Origin of the sequence: Streptomyces viridosporus (assembly GCF_002078235.1) — a bacterium.
GTDB lineage: Bacteria > Actinomycetota > Actinomycetes > Streptomycetales > Streptomycetaceae > Streptomyces > Streptomyces viridosporus.
On record NZ_MSGP01000273.1, the window covers coordinates 1 to 16,266 of the forward strand.

The 16,266-nt window shown below is 73.7% G+C and carries 17 protein-coding genes, 2 tRNA genes and 1 pseudogene; 9 read left to right on the top strand and 11 right to left on the bottom strand.

Annotated features, from left to right (window positions below):
* Positions 1-239: YceI family protein (locus B7L92_RS20030; RefSeq protein WP_368656256.1), on the top strand; the 239-nt coding region annotated here is incomplete at its 5' end.
* On the opposite strand, the gene B7L92_RS20035 is transcribed toward B7L92_RS20030, so the two are convergent.
* Together B7L92_RS20035 and B7L92_RS20040 are read right to left on the bottom strand one after the other, a co-directional pair.
* Positions 222-923, bottom strand: coding sequence for a GAF and ANTAR domain-containing protein (locus tag B7L92_RS20035; protein ID WP_081238897.1), 702 nt, complete (start codon positions 921-923; stop codon positions 222-224). The two genes, B7L92_RS20030 and B7L92_RS20035, sit on opposite strands and share 18 nt — an antisense overlap.
* 46 nt (positions 924-969) lie before the next feature.
* Positions 970-1,713, bottom strand: coding sequence for an ANTAR domain-containing protein (locus B7L92_RS20040; protein ID WP_170102223.1), 744 nt, complete (start codon positions 1,711-1,713; stop codon positions 970-972).
* 252 nt (positions 1,714-1,965) lie between these two features.
* Here B7L92_RS20040 and B7L92_RS20045 point away from each other — a divergent pair, with 252 nt between their 5' ends.
* Positions 1,966-2,325, top strand: a complete 360-nt coding sequence (locus tag B7L92_RS20045) for an STAS domain-containing protein (protein WP_081238899.1) — start codon at positions 1,966-1,968, stop codon at positions 2,323-2,325.
* Positions 2,326-2,334: 9 nt separating this feature from the next.
* On the top strand, positions 2,335-2,805 hold the full coding sequence (locus B7L92_RS20050; RefSeq protein ID WP_081238900.1) for a PPOX class F420-dependent oxidoreductase: 471 nt from the start codon (positions 2,335-2,337) through the stop codon (positions 2,803-2,805).
* Positions 2,806-2,818: 13 nt separating this feature from the next.
* Here the strand turns inward: B7L92_RS20050 and B7L92_RS20055 are convergent, their stop codons facing one another.
* The 6 genes and pseudogenes from B7L92_RS20055 to B7L92_RS20080 form a co-directional block, all read right to left on the bottom strand.
* The gene (locus B7L92_RS20055) at positions 2,819-3,592 is read right to left on the bottom strand and encodes a TetR/AcrR family transcriptional regulator (protein ID WP_081238901.1); all 774 of its coding nucleotides are present in this window, start codon (positions 3,590-3,592) and stop codon (positions 2,819-2,821) included.
* 82 nt (positions 3,593-3,674) lie between these two features.
* Positions 3,675-4,439 (bottom strand): annotated as a pseudogene (locus B7L92_RS20060) (MFS transporter).
* Between the two features lie 229 nt (positions 4,440-4,668).
* Positions 4,669-5,406 (bottom strand): response regulator transcription factor, encoded by a 738-nt coding sequence (locus tag B7L92_RS20065; protein ID WP_174703991.1) that lies wholly within the window; start codon positions 5,404-5,406, stop codon positions 4,669-4,671.
* Positions 5,407-5,609: 203 nt separating this feature from the next.
* On the bottom strand, positions 5,610-6,512 hold the full coding sequence (locus tag B7L92_RS20070) for an amidohydrolase family protein (RefSeq protein WP_081238903.1): 903 nt from the start codon (positions 6,510-6,512) through the stop codon (positions 5,610-5,612).
* A 71-nt stretch (positions 6,513-6,583) separates the two neighbouring features.
* On the bottom strand, positions 6,584-7,462 hold the full coding sequence (locus tag B7L92_RS20075; RefSeq protein WP_081238904.1) for a DUF2797 domain-containing protein: 879 nt from the start codon (positions 7,460-7,462) through the stop codon (positions 6,584-6,586).
* Between the two features lie 48 nt (positions 7,463-7,510).
* Entirely contained in the window at positions 7,511-7,918 is a 408-nt protein-coding gene (locus B7L92_RS20080; protein ID WP_170102224.1) for an HGxxPAAW family protein, read from the bottom strand.
* Between the two features lie 102 nt (positions 7,919-8,020).
* Here B7L92_RS20080 and B7L92_RS20085 point away from each other — a divergent pair, with 102 nt between their 5' ends.
* The 3 genes from B7L92_RS20085 (at position 8,021) to B7L92_RS20095 (ending at position 9,620) form a co-directional block, all read left to right on the top strand.
* On the top strand, positions 8,021-8,497 hold the full coding sequence (locus B7L92_RS20085; RefSeq protein WP_004986157.1) for a MarR family transcriptional regulator: 477 nt from the start codon (positions 8,021-8,023) through the stop codon (positions 8,495-8,497).
* A 101-nt stretch (positions 8,498-8,598) separates the two neighbouring features.
* A complete protein-coding gene (locus B7L92_RS20090) occupies positions 8,599-9,033 on the top strand; it encodes a DUF7144 family membrane protein (protein WP_081238909.1) in 435 nt (144 codons plus the stop codon).
* 38 nt (positions 9,034-9,071) lie between these two features.
* A complete protein-coding gene (locus tag B7L92_RS20095; RefSeq protein ID WP_081238910.1) occupies positions 9,072-9,620 on the top strand; it encodes a potassium channel family protein in 549 nt (182 codons plus the stop codon).
* Position 9,621: 1 nt separating this feature from the next.
* On the opposite strand, the gene B7L92_RS20100 is transcribed toward B7L92_RS20095, so the two are convergent.
* Complete coding sequence (locus tag B7L92_RS20100) at positions 9,622-10,119, bottom strand: NUDIX hydrolase (RefSeq protein WP_081238906.1); 498 nt, start codon at positions 10,117-10,119, stop codon at positions 9,622-9,624.
* 415 nt (positions 10,120-10,534) lie between these two features.
* Between B7L92_RS20100 and B7L92_RS20105 the strand changes: the two genes are divergently transcribed.
* Complete coding sequence (locus B7L92_RS20105) at positions 10,535-11,845, top strand: hypothetical protein (RefSeq protein WP_255311047.1); 1,311 nt, start codon at positions 10,535-10,537, stop codon at positions 11,843-11,845.
* Positions 11,846-12,140: 295 nt separating this feature from the next.
* Here the strand turns inward: B7L92_RS20105 and B7L92_RS20110 are convergent.
* Both B7L92_RS20110 and B7L92_RS20115 read right to left on the bottom strand, forming a co-directional pair.
* Positions 12,141-12,213: transfer RNA gene (locus B7L92_RS20110), tRNA-Arg, on the bottom strand.
* A 196-nt stretch (positions 12,214-12,409) separates the two neighbouring features.
* A tRNA-Ser gene (locus B7L92_RS20115) sits at positions 12,410-12,500 on the bottom strand.
* Positions 12,501-12,677: 177 nt separating this feature from the next.
* Here B7L92_RS20115 and B7L92_RS20120 point away from each other — a divergent pair.
* Both B7L92_RS20120 and B7L92_RS20125 read left to right on the top strand, forming a co-directional pair.
* Positions 12,678-13,145 (top strand): SSI family serine proteinase inhibitor, encoded by a 468-nt coding sequence (locus tag B7L92_RS20120; RefSeq protein ID WP_081238908.1) that lies wholly within the window; start codon positions 12,678-12,680, stop codon positions 13,143-13,145.
* Between the two features lie 283 nt (positions 13,146-13,428).
* A partial coding sequence (locus B7L92_RS20125) for a PAS domain-containing protein (RefSeq protein WP_143626354.1) occupies positions 13,429-16,266 on the top strand: 2,838 nt, incomplete at its 3' end.

Consider the following 16,266-nt stretch of genomic DNA (forward strand, 5'->3'; position numbering starts at 1 on the left):
AGGTACGCCAGGTCCAGGTCGCCCGGCCGGTCGACCTGGACCTGGCGTACCTCGGCACCGGACCGGACCCGTGGGGCGGTACGCGGGCGGCGTTCCGCGCCACGGCCGAACTGCGGCGCGAGGACTTCGCGATGAACTACAACCAGGTCCTCCAGGCGGGCATCGCGGCCATCGGCACCACGCTCCGGGTGGAGCTGGACGTCCAGGCGGTGCGGGGGACGTCAGTTCCGGCCGTCTGAGGGCCCGTTCGCGGTGCGCGCCACCACCTGGGCGCACAGATCGCGGAGTTTGATGTTCCGGTCCTGTGAGACACGGCGCAGCCGTTCCAGGGCCCGGCCCGCGTCGACCCGCTCGCGGGCCATGAGGATGCCGATCGCCTGGTCGATGACGCTGCGCGAGAGCAGGGCGGTGCGGACGTCGGCGGCGGACTGCCGGCCGCGTTCGATGCGCAGGGCGGTGGTGACGACGTCCGTCACCCGGACCGCGAGGGCGCGGGCCGCGTCCCGTCCGGCGGCGAGCGCGCCGGGACGCTCGCCGTAGAGGTTGAGCGCGGCCCCCGCCTCGCCCGCCACGTCCAGCGGGATCGCCAGCACCGTGCGCACCCCGGTGGCCAGCGCGTACCGCGTGTACTCCGGCCAGCGCGTCTCGGCGGCCAGATCGGGGGAGTACTGCTCGGTGCCGGTCCCGGCGGCCGCCACGCAGGGACCCGAACCGTTCTCGTACTGCCGCTGGTCGAGGCCGCTGGGCAGGCCCGCGCTGCCCGCGAGGGTCAGCAACCGGTCGGCCCGACGCACCGTGATGCTGCACGCGGCGGCGCCGGGCACTTCCTGCACCGCGCGGTCGGTCAGGTCGCGCAGCAGCGTGTCGAGACCGCTGCTGCGCACCATCGCCTGATCGAGCGTGTCGGACGTCTCGGAAGTCATGCCCGTACGGATATCCCGCGGAAGCCCGCCCACGCCCGCGGGCGGATCAGCGGGCGTCGGGGGTGCTGTGCGCGTCGACGATGCGGCGGGCGAGGTCCCGGAGCTTGACGTTCTCCCGCTGCGAGGCCTTCACCAGGCTGTCGAAGGCCCCGGCCGCGTCGATGTTCAGACGCTCCATGAGGATGCCGGTGGCCTGGCCGATCAGGTCCCGGGTGCGCATGGCCTCGGTGAGCTGCTCGCGCACGGTGGCGGACTCCAGGGCGATGCCGACGTGCGCGGTGAACAGCCGGCCCACCCTGAGCGCGGTCTCGTCGAAGGCGCGCGGCTTGCGGGCGTAGGCGGTGAGCACGGTCAGCCGGCGGCGGTCGGCGCGCAGCCGCAGCGACAGCACGGAACGCAGGCCCAGTTCGGACAGCGCGTCCTCGCCCTCGTCGCCCTCGCTGTCCGTGACCTCGGCCACCGGGGCGGTCCACAGGCGCTGCCAGTACGGCTGCCGGTCCCCCGCGGGGTGGCCGTCCTCGGCGGCGCGCACGACCTCGTCGGTCCAGGCGAGCGTGCGGCGCAGGTTGTTCCGCTCGATGAGGGAGATGCCGGCGTGCTCGGCGCCGGGCACGAGGTTCACCGCGAGGCGGACCGCGGTGTCCAGGGTGGAGTCCGGGGTGGGCGTCTCGTGGAGTCGCCGCGCCGCAGCCGTCAGCGCTTCCGCCAGGTCGCCACCGGATGGAAAACAGGGCAAATCAGCAAACTCGGACGCAGCCACCACGAACCTCTTCGGCGTGCACGACCACATGGCCGTGCGCAGGAGAGCTCCGCAGCACATTCCTGACTGCGAGCACAGGACGTAAGAACTCTAACCGTTCACTTGCCGGGAGGTGACGCCCGGATGCCGGGAGGCGGTCGCCCGCACCCGCGGGGTCCGAACACGCCTCGAGCGCCCCCCTGGGGCCGCTTCCGCCGGGGCCTTCCGGCATGGTGCAATGGCCGGACGGGTCAGGAAGCGGCCTCACCGGAATACCGGACGAACGTCTGCCAGGTGACTGCCGTGACCTTCCCCCCATTCCCCCCTCCCGAGCCGCGCGACCCGTCCGAGCGCGTGCTGTTCCCGTTCCCCCCGGAGATCGACTTCTCCACCGCCTCCGGCCTGCTGCCGCTGATCCTGTCGCGGACCCACGCCCGTCCCGGCGGCCCGCCGGGGGTCCTGGTCCTCGACCTGACCCCGACCCGCTTCATGGACTCCCAGGGCGTCCGCCTCATCAACGAGGTGCGCCAACTGCTGCGCCCCCGCACCCGCGTCCACGTGGTGGCCCGGCCGGACGGCCTGGCGAGCCACGTCCTGGAAGTCACCGGACTGCGCCGCGACGTCCCCGTGTACGACAACCTCCCGGAGGCGATGGCCGCCTAGGGTTGCCCCATGGCACCGAACATCGCGACGAACACCCGTGTCTCCCTGGACGAGTTGCTGGACTTCGTACGACCCCGGCACCGCGCGGTCCTGCTGACCCGGCGGGCCGACGGCGCTCCCCAGGGCTCGCCGCTGACCTGCGGGGTCGACGACTCGGGCCGGATCGTGGTGTCCACGTACCCGGAGCGCGCCAAGACCCGCAACGCCAAGAGGGACGCGCGGGTGAGCGTGATCGTGCTGAGCGACGACTGGAACGGTCCCTGGGTGCAGATCGACGGCACCGCCGAGGTCGTGGACGCGCCCGACTCGGTGGAGCCGCTGGTGGAGTACTACCGGAACATCGCCGGGGAGCACCCCGACTGGGACGAGTACCGGGCGGCCATGGTCAGGCAGGGCAAGTCGATCATCCGGATCACTCCCGAGCGGTGGGGCCCGGTGGCGACCGGCGGGTTCCCGGCGCGGCTGGTCGAGGGGGAGTAGGCCCCCGGTCCCCTCAGCCCCGACCGCGGGCCACCATCGCCTCGATGCCCGCGACCAGCAGGTCCAGGGCGAACGCGAAGTCCCGCTCCATCATCTCCTCGACCGTGTCGCCGCCGCGGGCCTCCATGATCCTCGTCGTCTCCTGGGCGACCTCGGCGGTGTCGGGCGCCTGCGTCACCGCGCTCATGGCCTGCCGGTGGTACTCGTCGGGGGTCATGTCCGTCTCGGCGGCCCGGGCGAAGAAGTGGCCCTCGATCGTGCCGTAGCCGTACACGAACTGGAAGACGGCCGAGATGGCCCCGGTCACCCCGTGCGCGGGCAGGCCCGTCCTGTGGATGACCCGCTGGATCGCCCGGGAGAACGACAGCGAGTTCGGCCCGATGTTGAGGAAGTTCCCGGCCAGCGGCGACAGCCAGGGGTGGCGCACCAGAAGGGCGCGGTACTCCCGCGCGAGCGCGCGCAGTTGGTCGCGCCAGTCCTCGTCGGCGGCCGGGTCGGGCAGCGTGAGTTCGCCGTGGACCGCGTCCAGGGCGAGTTCGAGGAGGTCGTCCTTGGTGTCGACGTACCAGTAGACGGACATCGCCGTCACGTTCAGCTCGGCCGCGAGCCGCCGCATGGAGAACCGGGCCAGGCCCTCGGCGTCCAGCAGCCGGACGGTGGCCTCGGTGATCCGCTCCCGGTCCAGCCCCGACGGCTGCCCGCCGCCGCGCCCGCCCCGGCGGGTCCTGCCCTCCAGCCAGACGCTGGGCCGCGCGCCCCTCTCGGACCGCTGGGCTGCCCTCACCATGGCGCACCTTCCTCGACTCGCCGACGCCGATCATGCTAGGGCGTGGCGCGAGAGCCCCGCCTTCGTCCGGACGACCCCGTTCTCAGGACTTCTCCCCGGAGTCTGCCCGGCCCGCCCGGTGCAACAACGCCGCCGCGACCAGTCCGCCGAGCAGCACGGCCGGCGCCCCCACCAGCGGACTCGTCTCCAGCCCGGAGGAGAACGCGTCCGTGATCCGCCCCCGTTCACCCTCCGAGTCCGCCGCGGCCAGCGCCGCCGGGAGCGAGCTCGCCGCCACCGGCACCAGGGCCGCGAACCGCGCGTTGAACACCGCGCCCAGCACGGCGACCCCGAGCCCGTGACCGAACTCGGCGAGCGTGCCGTTGATGCCGGCCCCGACGCCCTCCTTCTCCCGAGGGATGGAGCTCATGACCGCGTGCGCCATCACCGGGCTGCCGATCGCCCTGGGCTGCTCCTCGGGCGTGAAGATCTGCATCACGACGGCGAGGGTCGTGGTCAGCAGCAGCGCGCCGCCGACGCCCATGCCGGCCCGCGCCGCGATCAACTGGCCGGACGACTCGGCCAGTCCGGCCGCCGGCGAACCCGCGCCGAACAGGGCCAGCCCCACGATCAGCATCCGCTTGCGGCCGGTGGGGGCGCCCCGCGCCGTTCAGGCGTGGGGGAGGTCGGCGGCGTTGCCCGCGGTGAGCAGCGGGCCCGACCGCACCAGGGAGTACGCGTTGATCATCCACTGGATGTCGGCGGTCGAGGCGTCCATCTCCCGGGTGAGCGAGGGGATCGCCACGTTCAGGACGGTGTTGTCCAGCAGCACGGTGAGCCGGGCGAGGCAGATCACGCCGAGGATCAGCCGGCGCCGGGAGTGGCCCTGGGGCCGCTGGGGCCGCTGGGCCCGCTCACCCCGGTCCGGGGTCCGGTCGGGGGTCTGTTCCTGGGGGGAGAGGCCGTCATGACATACACCGTAGAGTGATTCTCATACGGCGTACACCTCCCCCTCTCCTCCGCGCCGTGCGGCGCGGGCCCCGAGAGGAGGAGAGAGGGGAGGGCGGTGGCCGGTGCGGCACCGGCCGCTTACGCCCTCACACCGCGGGCTTGATCATGTACCCGGCACCGCGCCGGGTGTGGATCATCGGCTCCCGCCCCGCGTCGATCTTCTTGCGCAGGTACGAGATGTACAGCTCGACGACGTTCGCGTGCCCGCCGAAGTCGTAGGACCAGACCCGGTCGAGGATCTGCGCCTTGCTGAGCACGCGCCGCGGGTTGCGCATGAGGAAGCGCAGCAGCTCGAACTCGGTGGCGGTGAGGTGGATGCCCTCCCCGGCCCGGGTGACCTCGTGGCTGTCCTCGTCGAGGGTGAGGTCGCCGACGACCAGCAGGGACCCGGCCCTGCGGTCGGCCGTCCCGGAGCGCCGGATCAGCCCGCGCAGCCGGGCGACGACCTCCTCCAGGCCGAACGGCTTGGTGACGTAGTCGTCGCCGCCGGCGGTCAGCCCCGCGACACGCTCCTCGACGGAGCCCTTGGCGGTCAGGAACAGCACCGGCACGTCCGGCAGTTCGCGGCGCAGCCGCCCGAGGACGGACAGCCCGTCCATGTCCGGCAGCATCATGTCCAGGACGACGGCGTCGGGCCGGAGCTCCCGCGCGGCCCGGAGGGCGCCCTGACCGTCCCCCGCGCTGCATATCTGCCAGCCCTCGTACCGCAGGGCCATGGACAGCAGTTCGGTGATCGACTGCTCGTCGTCCACCACGAGCACGCGGACGGGGCTCCCGTCCGGCCTCAGCAGTTCGGTGCGCCCCCGGGGCGAGATCGTGGTCATGCCGGACACGATGTCCGCCGCCTCTGAGAGCACCCTTTCGCCCTTCTGTGTTTTTGCTGAGAAACGCACGGGAGGCGCTGGGCCCCGGCCCGGGCCGGTACTCGGGCCGCCGGGCCCGGTAGTCGGACCGCCGGGTCCGGTGTTCCGGCCGCCGCCCGGCCTGATACGGACCGCCCCGCCCGGCGCTCCGGCCGCCGTCCGGCTCAGTCGGGCAGGCCGAAGAGCCGTGCCGCGTTGTCGTGGCACACCGCCCTCAGCCACCCGTCCCCGAGCCCCAGCCGCTCCAGCGCGTGGAGCTGGTGGACGTACGGATACGGGATGTTGGGGAAGTCGGAGCCGAGCAGGACGCGGTCGCCGAGGGCGGCCAGCCGGGGCAGGGCCCGCCGGGGGAACGGCGCCATGCGCTCGCTGAAGTCGGTGAACGCCATCGTGGTGTCCAGCCGCACCTCCCCGTACCGCTCGGCGAGGTCCAGGAAGTCCTCGTACTCGGGCATCCCGAGGTGCGCCACGACCAGCCGGAGCCGGGGGTGCCGCGCCAGCACCCGCGCGATCGGCTCGGGGCCGGTGTGCTTGCCGGGCGCGGGCCCGGACCCGCAGTGGATCACCACCGGGACGCCCGCCTCGGCGAGCAGCCCCCAGACCCCGTCCAGCAGCGCGTCGGCCGGGTCGTACGCCCCCACCTGCACATGCGCCTTGAACACCCGCGCCCCCGCCTCGACGGCCTCCCGGACGTGGTCCGCGGCCCCCGGCTCGGGGAAGAGCGTCGCGGTGTGCAGGCAGTCCGGCGTGCGGCCGGCGAACCCGGCCGCCCAGTCGTTGAGCCACCGGGCCATGCCCGGCTTGTGCGGGTAGAGCATCGCCGTGAAGGCGCGCACCCCGAACTCCCGCAGCAGTGCGGCCCGTTCGTCCTCCTCATGGCGGTAGGTGATCGGCCACTCGATCCCGCCGGTCAGCTCCCCGAGCGCGTCGAAGTACGCCCACACCTTGTGCAGCACCCGCTCCGGCATGAAGTGCGTGTGCACGTCGACGAGCCCGGGCAGCCCGAGCCCCTCCCAGAAGCGCCGCACGTCACCGGCTTCGGTCCGCGGGTCGAGATGAGCACTCATGCCCCCACGATCACCCCTGAGCAAGCGCTCGGTCCACCCCTGTGGACGGGGCGACCGGGAGCCGGTCCGGTTCAGAACAGCCCGTCCTGCCGTCCCGGCCGCTGCGTGAACCCCTTGACCGGCACGTCGAGTTCCCGCTCCCGCCCGCCGGCCGGGACCAGCCCCCAGCCGGCCAGCAGCCGCGTGTCCAGCACCACCACCCCCGCGCGCGTCGCCAGGTGCAGATCGGGCCCGGCGGCGGCCACCAGCTCCCCGCTCACCCCGCCCCCGGCGACCAGCTCGCTCACCGCCCCCACGGCGGCCGGCGTCCCCGCCAGCCCGAACACCCCGACGTGGTCGACGGGCCGGAACGGCTCACGGCCGAGCGACTCCGGCCAGCCGCTCAGCGCCACCGCCCGCGCGTGCAGTGCGGCGATCTCCGCCGCCCGCGCCCCCTCCGTCTCCGGCAGGGCGGCCCGCACCGCCCGCTTGTCGGCGTAGGGGATCCGGTCGGGCACCCCGAGCGCGGCACGCAACAGTTCCTCGGTGCGCCGCGCCGCCATCAGCGGCCCGGTCCCCAGCCAGCTGAAGCAGACCGCCCCCTGCTCCAGCAGCCGCGCCGGGCCCCGCTCCACCGCGGTGATCCCGACCTTGGCCATCCCGGGCCCGAACCACGCCAGGTAGACGCGGTACGGCCGCGGATCGTCCGCAAGGGTGTCGGCGGCCACGGAGTGCGCCCGGTCCAGCCGCGCGCACTCCTCGCAGCGCGCCCCCGTGCTCCGCCCCGGCACCACCGCGCCGAGCGGACACCGATGCCCCCGCGCCCCCACGCAGGTCCGCACGCCCGCTTCCTCGACGCCGAAGGCCACCCGCTTCCCCCGGGACAGCGCACTGCGCCGGCCGCCGTCCCACGCCAGCTCGGGGCCGTCCGCGGACCACCGCAGCCCCGAGCACCTCCATGTCCGTGCCATCCCCGACGAGCGTAGGGGCCACCGCCGACAACGGCTCCGCGCGGCGGCTCATCCCCCGGCACGGCCGGCACCCACGGGATCCGCGTCCGCGGCTCCACCCCGGGGCGCGGGAACGGCCCCCCGGCCGGAAGCCACCCGCACCGCGCCCCGACCGCCCCGACCCCGGCCCGCCAGCCGGCACCCGAGGCACCGGGCGTGCCCTTCCAGGGCCTCCAGGTCCCGCACCCGCCAGTCCCACTGCTCCCTCGGCCGCGGCCCGGACGCCTTGCCCCACCCGGCGAGGTGCAGCGCCCAGGTGGTGAGGAGGCCGGCCACCACGATCCCCGCCCCGACGGCCGCCAGCGGGCCGGACACCGTGCAGACCGCCAGGCCCAGTACGGCCGTTCCGGCCGTGACGATCCCGAAACCGGTCCATCCGGCGACCGTGTGCCCATGGTCATATGGATGTGCGCCCACGTCTGCCCCTTCACGCAGTCGGTGCCCCACGACGAATATCTCACGTCGTGAGGAGTTTACAGAAGAAATATCTCACGAGCTAAGCGAAATGAGGAACCCGGGATGCACGCCACTCCACGCCCGCCCGCGACCCAGGAGCAGGCGATGTGGGCGATGGACCAGCTCATCGCGACCCATCTGGTGGGTCAGCAGGAAATGGCCCAGCAGGCCGGCCTGAACGTGACCGACATGACCTGCTTCGGCTTCGTCATCGCGGCCGGGGAGAACCTGCTCACGGCCGGCGAGCTGGCGGAGCGCGTCCACGTCACGACGGGAGCGATGACCGGGATCCTCAACCGCCTCGAACGCGTGGGCTACATCACCCGCCGCCCGGACCCCGCGGACCGCCGCCGCGTCCGCGTGGCCGCGCAGCCGGACGCCGTGGTCCTCGTGCGCAAGCTCTACGAGCCCTACTACGTCCGTCTCGCCGCGCTCTTCGCCGACTACTCCCCCGACGAGATCGCCGTCCTGCACGACTGGTTCACACGCGCGACGTCCCTGGCGGCGGGCCACCTGGAAGAACACCGGCGCACCGGCTGACGGGCCGCGCGCGGTGCGGCATCGAGATGCCGGGCGCTCTCCCTGGTGCAAACCTGGAGGAGAAGATGCACCGTTCGGGGGACTTCCGAAAGGTCGAACACATGGCGAGCAACGTCGGTAGTACGCACCGCCCGCGGGCCGGGTGGGAGGCGGAGAGCACGTGGGCCACGGGCTGGACGGTGGCCGCGGCGGCCCTGATGACCTTCGGCGGCATCATGGCCATCTTCCAGGGCATCGCCGCCATCGCCCAGGACGACGTCTTCGTCACCACCCGCAACTTCACGTACGAGTTCAGCCTGACCGGCTGGGGATGGGTGCACCTGATCCTCGGCGCCCTGGTGACGGCCGCCGGCCTCGCCCTCTTCCGCGGCGCCCCCTGGGCCCGTGCGGTGGGAGTCGTCCTGGCCGGACTGAGCATGATCGCCAACTTCGTGTGGCTGCCCTACTACCCCGTCTGGTCGATCGCCCTCATCATCATCGACGGCTTCATCATCTGGGCCCTGTGCGCGCCGCGCCGCGGGCCCTCGACCGCCTAGCCGTCCGGGCCACCGGCCGCCTCCCGCCCCGCAGCCCCATGGCAGGCGACCGCGCCGCGTCCTTCCTCTCGTGGAAGGACATCTGGCCCTGGCTCGCCCAGCTGGGCGGCGTGACGGCCATGGTCACCGCCTATTTCCTGCTGCCCCTGAACCGCCTGGGCCCGGACCGCCCGGTCCTGAGCTGGGTCCTGTTCGGCCTCGCCCTGGCGCTGATCGCCCTCCTGCTGCTGCGGCAGGTCGTCAGCCTCCTGCTCGACCGCCCGGGCACCCGCCCGGGCCTGGTCATCTCCCTGCTGATCTGCCTGTCCGTGCTGGTCTTCGCGACCGCCTACCAGGCACTGGCCCAGCGCCCCGGCGAGCTCAAGGGCCTCACCACCCGCCTGGACGCCCTCTACTTCACGCTGGTCACCCTCGCCACCATCGGCTACGGGGACATCACTCCGCGCGGCCAGACGGCCCGCCTGGTCGCCATCCTCCAGATCCTCTACACCTTCGTCTTCCTCACCGCGGCGGCCACCGCCCTGACCCGCCACCTGCGCACCGCGCTCCGCCACCACGAGGAAGTCCGCCGGCACGACCGCTCCTGACTCACCCGCTCCGCCCGGCCGCCGCATACCGCTCGAGCGCCACCACCCCGTCCGCGACGAACTCCCACTGCCGGACCGCCCGCCACAGCTCCTCCTCGGTCAGCCACCTCCACCACGCGACCTCCCCCGGATCCGGGGCGAGGTCCCCCACGACCACCGCTTCGTGCACCGCGAGCCAGTACGGGCTGATCACCCCGCGGCACAGGAACGTGACCACATGCCGCACCGGCGCCCGCACCCCCAGTTCCTCGACCAGTTCGCGGGCGGCCGCCTCCGCGTACGACTCCCCCACCTCGACGGCCCCGCCGACCAGCCAGTCGTACTGCCCCGGGAACCGGGACACCCCCTCCGGCCTCCGGTGCACCAGCACCCGTCCCGCGGTGTCGCGGCACACGGTGACGGCGACCCGGTGCAGCCATTTCCTCTCGATCGCCTCCCGCCGCTCCACCACCCCGACCACCCGGTCGAACTCGTCCACCCGCTCCACCAGCTCACTCATGGGGTCACCGTGCCAGATATGCGGCCCGTTCACCGCCGGTGAGTCCAACGCGATCGACCAGATCTTCTCAGGCTCTTCTCCGGCTCTTCTCGGGCTCTTCTCGGGCATTTCTTTTCGGTGCCGCAGTACGGCCGCTCCGGTCGAAGACGCACCCATGCCGGTCGACGGCCAGGGGGCGGCGCAGACACCACCCACCCCCGAGTGACATGAGTCACAAAACAATACGGACGCCGTGAACAACCGTCCCCGTCCGCCCTTTTCATCCGGCTGAAACCCCCTCAGATGCAACCGCGGGCCGAAAGAAGAACCAGCCCATCCCTTTACCCCAGCCATAAAATCATCGGTATTCGAGCCGCCCTGCGCACATTGCACGGCGGCCGTTCTCCTTTTTCTCTTCCGGCAAGAAGGGTTCCCCGTGAAGCTTTGCCGTTCCCTCGCCGTGGCCGCCGCCGTCGCGGTGACCGCGCCCGTCGCGCTGTTCACCGCCGGTCCGGCCCTCGCCGCCGGGACGCCCGCGGCACAGACGCAGAACCAGCCGACGCACGCGGAGCTGGAGAAGGCGGCCGCCGACGCGGAGAAGGCGTACGAGAAGGCCGTCGCCGCCGAGGAGGAAGGGCGCGAGAAGCTCGAGGCCGCCCTGGACTCCCTGGACTCCGACACGCACCCGCTCAAGGCGGCCACGATCACCGCGGACAGGGCGGCCGGGGAAGCGGCCGGCGCCGAGGCCGCCGCCGAGAAGGCCGTCGCGGACGCCGAGGCCGCGCTCGAAGCGGCCGGGAGCGACACCGAGAAGGCCGAGGCGCAGCAAGCCCTCGACGCCGCCGAGGCCGACCTGGCGAAGGCGGTCGAGGCCCGGCAGAAGGCCGACGCCGCGGCCAAGGCGGCCCGCACCGCACTGGACGACGCCCGGGTGGCGGCCGTCCGCGAGTACAGCGTGGTCAAGGACACCCTCGAGAAGGCCCGCGAGACCAAGGAGGCCGCCGACGCGGCGCTCGCCACCGCCGAGGAGTGCGTCCGTGAGAACGGGCTGACCTCGCTCGCGGTGGGGCTGCCGTCCGAGGTCGTCGCGGGGACCACCGTCGATTTCACCCTGCGCGTGACCAACGGGACCCGGCGCACCCTGGCGGTGGACCCCCTGGTGTTCTTCCACGCGGACAGCGAGGGCCGCGGTGGGAAGAACCCCCTGGAGGTGCAGTGGTCCAACGGCTCCGGCTGGCGGACCCTCAACGGCGACGGGCCCGAGCACATCGCGCGCATCGACGCCATGAAGCCGGGCGAGCAGAGCGAGGTGAAGCTGCGGATGAAGGTCGACTCCGCCGCCCGGTCGGCCGACGCCTTCGCCCTGTTCGCCGGCGACGCCTCCGACGCGTACCGCCCCTGCGTCCTGGGCCCGATGAAGCGCTACGACTTCACGCTGCTGCCCGCGGGCAGCAAGCCCGGCCCCGTCGACGAAGCCGAGCCCGGCCGTCCCGGCGAGGACGACGACAAGCGGCCGGTCACCGCGGAGCCCGGCAAGGGCAAGGGCAAGGGCACGGGCACGGGCCCCTCGGCACAGGGCGGGGCGTCCCGGCAGGCGACCACCGGGACCGGCGCCGGGGGCAGCCTCGCCGCGACCGGTACGTCCTCCGCCATGGCACCGCTCGCCCTCACGAGCGCCGTCGCCGTCGCACTCGGCGCCGGAGCGGTTCTCACCCTGCGCCGCCGCAAGGCCGCGGACAACGCCTGACCCCGACGCCTGACCCCGACGTCCGGCGCCGGCGGGCGCGGCGCTCCTCTGTCGGGAGCCCGATGCGCAGCGGCCGTCCCCCACCCTTCGTCACCGAGCACCTCGGAGCGTGAGGGACGGCCGCGCCGCACGCCCCGGGGTCCTCGGATCCCGGCGCTCCAGCGATCCCGGCGATCCCACAGGCCGGGTGACCGATGACGACAGACGTCGGCCGGTGCCGGTCGCCGTCGGACACCGCCGTCACGGCAAAAGACCAGAGGCCCTGGGGAGTGGTCCCAGGGCCTCTGATGTGCTGTGCACTCGGCAGGATTCGAACCTGCAACCTTCTGATCCGTAGTCAGATGCTCTATCCGTTAAGCTACGAGTGCCTGTTTCTTCAATTTTCTCGCCGCTCCCGGCCCTTCCGGCCCGCTCGCGGCGACAGGAAGAACATTACATGACTGCCGCCGCCATGTGAAATCCGTTCACCGCACCCCTTGTGACCTGCGAAAACGCGGATAAGGGCGGTAACGGGGGTGGCAACGACGAAGCCCCGGCGGATGGGCCGGGGCTTCGTGATCGGGGCGGAGGCGGAGGGATTTGAACCCTCGATGGGCTTTAAGGCCCAAACCGCATTAGCAGTGCGGCGCCATAGACCGGACTAGGCGACGCCTCCCCGCGCCACCCTTCCGCGCGAGCGCGAGCGGGTGGTGCGTGCCGATGATGACACAGCCGCGCGGGCCGTCACCAATCGACCCCCACGGTACTAGGCAGGGAGCCCGCAGGGCAAAGCCCTTCCGACCGGCACGTCGCGGTGGCGCAACGTCCCGTCTCCTCACGCGTTGATCAGGCCATGCTGCAGATCAACCTTTCAGGCACCCCCGGACTGCGACGGGCCCTCGTCGGTGCCGCCGCCTCCCTCGCCGCCCTCGCCTCGCTGTCCGCGGCACCGGCGGCGTACGCCCAGGCCACGGCGCCGGACGGCGACCGCCTCACCGTCACCGTGCGCGACGCGGGCGACGGGGTGGACGGGACGTACGAGCTGCGCTGCCGGCCCAGCGGCGGCAGTCACCCCGATCCCGCCGGGGCCTGTGCCGCCGTCGACCGGAACACCCGGTGGGGGGAGGACGCCTTCGCCCCGGTGCGGCGGGACACCGTCTGCACCCTGCAGTACGGCGGGCCGGCCACCGCCCGCGTCACCGGCACCTGGGCCGGGCGGCCCGTCGACGCGACGTTCGACCGCGGGGACGGATGCGCGATCGCCCGCTGGGACCGGCTCGTACCGCTGCTGCCCGAGGTGCGCTCCACGGGGCGCCCGTGAACCGGGGAACACGCGCCGGGGCGCGCTCCGGGGCACGCGCCGAGGGAAGGGGCCCGGGGCGGGTAAAGGTCCTGCGAAGGTTCGGGCGGCGTCGGCGCAGGCCGTGGAGCGTTCCGGGCGATCCGGACGTCACATCGCCGTCACTTCCTCGTGCGGCCTCCACCCCATCCGGCGTCGCGAGCACAACCTCAGCCCTTAGACTCCCTCGCGTGACACGTTGCGGGCAGGTTGGCAAGATGGCCCGAGCGGTCGGCACGTCGCGGTAACAGGGAGGAAGCGTCTCGTGAGCAGCAGGCCATCCCGAGGCGCTGCTCGCCTCGCAGCCATACTGGACGCGCTTCCCGACGCCCTGGTGCTGGTCAACGCCAACGGGACCGTCGTCAACGCGAACACCATCGCCCTGGAGGCCTTCGAGACCCCGGGCACGGCCCTGGTGGGACGCGGGCTGCTGGACCTGCTGCCGCAGTTCGACTCCAAGCTCATCCCGGGGTCCATGCGGCGGCCCGACCACATCGACCCCCGGGCGCGGACCAAGCCGACGCGGATGATCGCCCGGCGGACCGACGGGAGCGAGTTCCCGGTCGAGGTCACCAGCGCGAACCTGGAGAACGGCCAGCAGGACTACGACACTTACGGCTACACCGGCGACGAGCTGCTGATGCTCGTCGTCCGCGACCTCTCCGGCACCGTCGACACCGAGGCGGAGCTGGCGCGGTCGCAGCGGCAGACCGAGATGATCCTGCGGGCCGCGTCCGAGGGCGTCGTGGGGACCGACACCGACGGCCGGATCGTCCTGGTGAACCCGGCCGCCGCCCAGATACTGGGGTACCGGGCCGGCGAGCTCGGCGGGCGCGAACTGCACACGCTCGTCCTGCACTCGCGCGCCGACGGCTCCCCCTTCCCCTACGACGAGTCCCCGCTCGCCGACACCCTGCGCTCCGGGCGCAAGCACCGGGTGCGTGGGCAGGTGCTGTACGCCAAGAGCGGCGACAAGCTCCCGGTCGACCTGACCACCGCGCCGGTGCGCGACGGCGACCAGCTCGTCGGCGCCGTCATGACCTTCCTCGACCGGCGCCCCTACGACGCGCTCGTCAAGGAGAAGGAGGAGGCCGAGCGGCGGCACGCCGAGGAGCTGGAGCGCCTCGCCGAGGAGCACGGCTCCGAGCTCACCGCCCTGCGCCAGAGCCACGTCACCGAGGTGGAGGAGCTGCGCGAGCAGCACGCGGAGCAACTCGCCGCCAACGAGGAGCGGTACGCCGCCCTCGGCGAGCGGGAGAAGGACCGCTACGAGGCCCTCGCCGCCCGGCACGAACAGCTGCTCACCCTGCTCGGGCAGTCCCTGCGGGGACCGCTGGAGGAACTGCGCCGCGAGCTGGCCGCGCTGGCCGCGGACGACGCCGGGCAGCTGTGGCCCGAGGCCAACCAGGTGCTCCACCACCTGTCGGCCGGTTACTCCCGCATCACCACCCTCATCGACAACGTCCTCGGCTACCAGCGCCTCGACACCGGGGCCGAGGGCATCACCCGGACGAAGGTGATGCTCGACGCCGTCGTCGCCGCCGGCGTGGACGGGGCCGTGGAGCTCGTCGGGCCCGGCCGGTTGCAGTTCGCCGTGCACGCGCCGCCCATCGAGGCCGAGGTCGACTCCCGGCTGCTCGCGACCGCCCTCGCGCACCTCGTCGCGGACGTCGCGGGCGTCGACGCGACCGGCAACACCCCCGTCTCGACGGGCGGGTACCTGGACAACACGGTCGTGGTCGCGGCGGCGCAGCGCGGTGAGGTCGTACGCATCGAGGTGCGCGGGCCGTACAGCGGCGGCGACCCGGTGCACGAGCCGATCGTGCGCGGGATCGTCCGGGCGCACGGCGGCGTGCTGCAGACGCACGAGGTGCCGGGGATGAGCGGCAGCGCGTTCGTCCTGGAAGTGCCGATCGGGGGCGGGGCGGGGACCGTCCCGGCCGCCGAGGCACCCGCCGCGCCGGCGGACGAGGAGGCCGCTCCGGCCGATGACGCCGCACGGTCCACCGGTGGTGGACGGCGACGGGCACGGCGTGCCTCCGTGGACGCCTTCCTGGAGAGCGAGGTGGCGGGCGCGCAGCAGACCCCCGACGCTGAGGCCGCGGCGCCCACCGGGCGGCGCAGGCGCCGGGCGGCCGCCGCCGACGAGCCCGCGCGGCCGCAGCTTCCGGTCCGGACGTCCGGCGAGGACGCGGTGGCCTCCGGCGGTACCGGACGGCGGCGCGGGCGGGCGGCCGAGGACGCACGGGCGGCCGCCGCGCTCGAGGGCGCCGCTGCCGGGGTGTCCGAGGGGGCCGTCGTCACGGCCGCCGAGCACGCGGCGGGGGCCGCCGCGTCGAACACCGGGCTGGGCGGGACCGTACCGCCGCAGGGGGTGCCCACGCCCTCCGGGCGGCGCGCCCGGCACGGGTCCGGCGAGCAGCAGGCCCTGCCGCCGGCGTTGCCCGCGCCGTCCCCCGGGAACGGTGGACCGGCCGAGGCGCCCCAGATCGCCCCGGTCCAGGAGCAGCCGCAGCCGACGGGGCGGCGCCGGCGTGCGCTGGCCGCCGCCACCGAGCGCGCGGCGGCGCAGGAGGCCGCGCCCCGTACGGTGTTCGCGCTGCCGCCCGCCGAGGCGGACCAGGGAGAGCAGGCCGGGCAGACCGGGCAGGCCGAGGTGCTCGGCCGGGCCGCGGCCCCGCAGGAGGGCGGGGCGCCTCACGCGAGCGGGCCCGTGCCGGCCGCTCCCGGTGACGCCCCGGTCGACGACGGGCGCCATGACGCCGTCGCGCACGACCAGGCCGACGACCACACCCCGCCGCAGCCGCACCCCACCAGCGCGCCGACGGGCCGCCGCCGACGGGCCGCCGCCCAGCCGGCGGAAGCCCCCGGGACGGCCCTGCCCGCGCCCTCGCCCATGCCCGTGCAGGTACCGGCCCAGGCGGGTGCGGTGCAGGGTGTTCCCGGGGAGGGCGCTCCGGCGCAGTGGGGGGCCGTGCCTCAGCAGGCGACGGCCGTGCCGCCGCAGGCCGCTCCGATTCCGGCGCAGGGCGCACCCGTTCCCCCGGGCGGAGCGGTCGCCTCATCGCCGGGCGCTCCGGTTCCGCCGCAGGGTGCGCCGGTT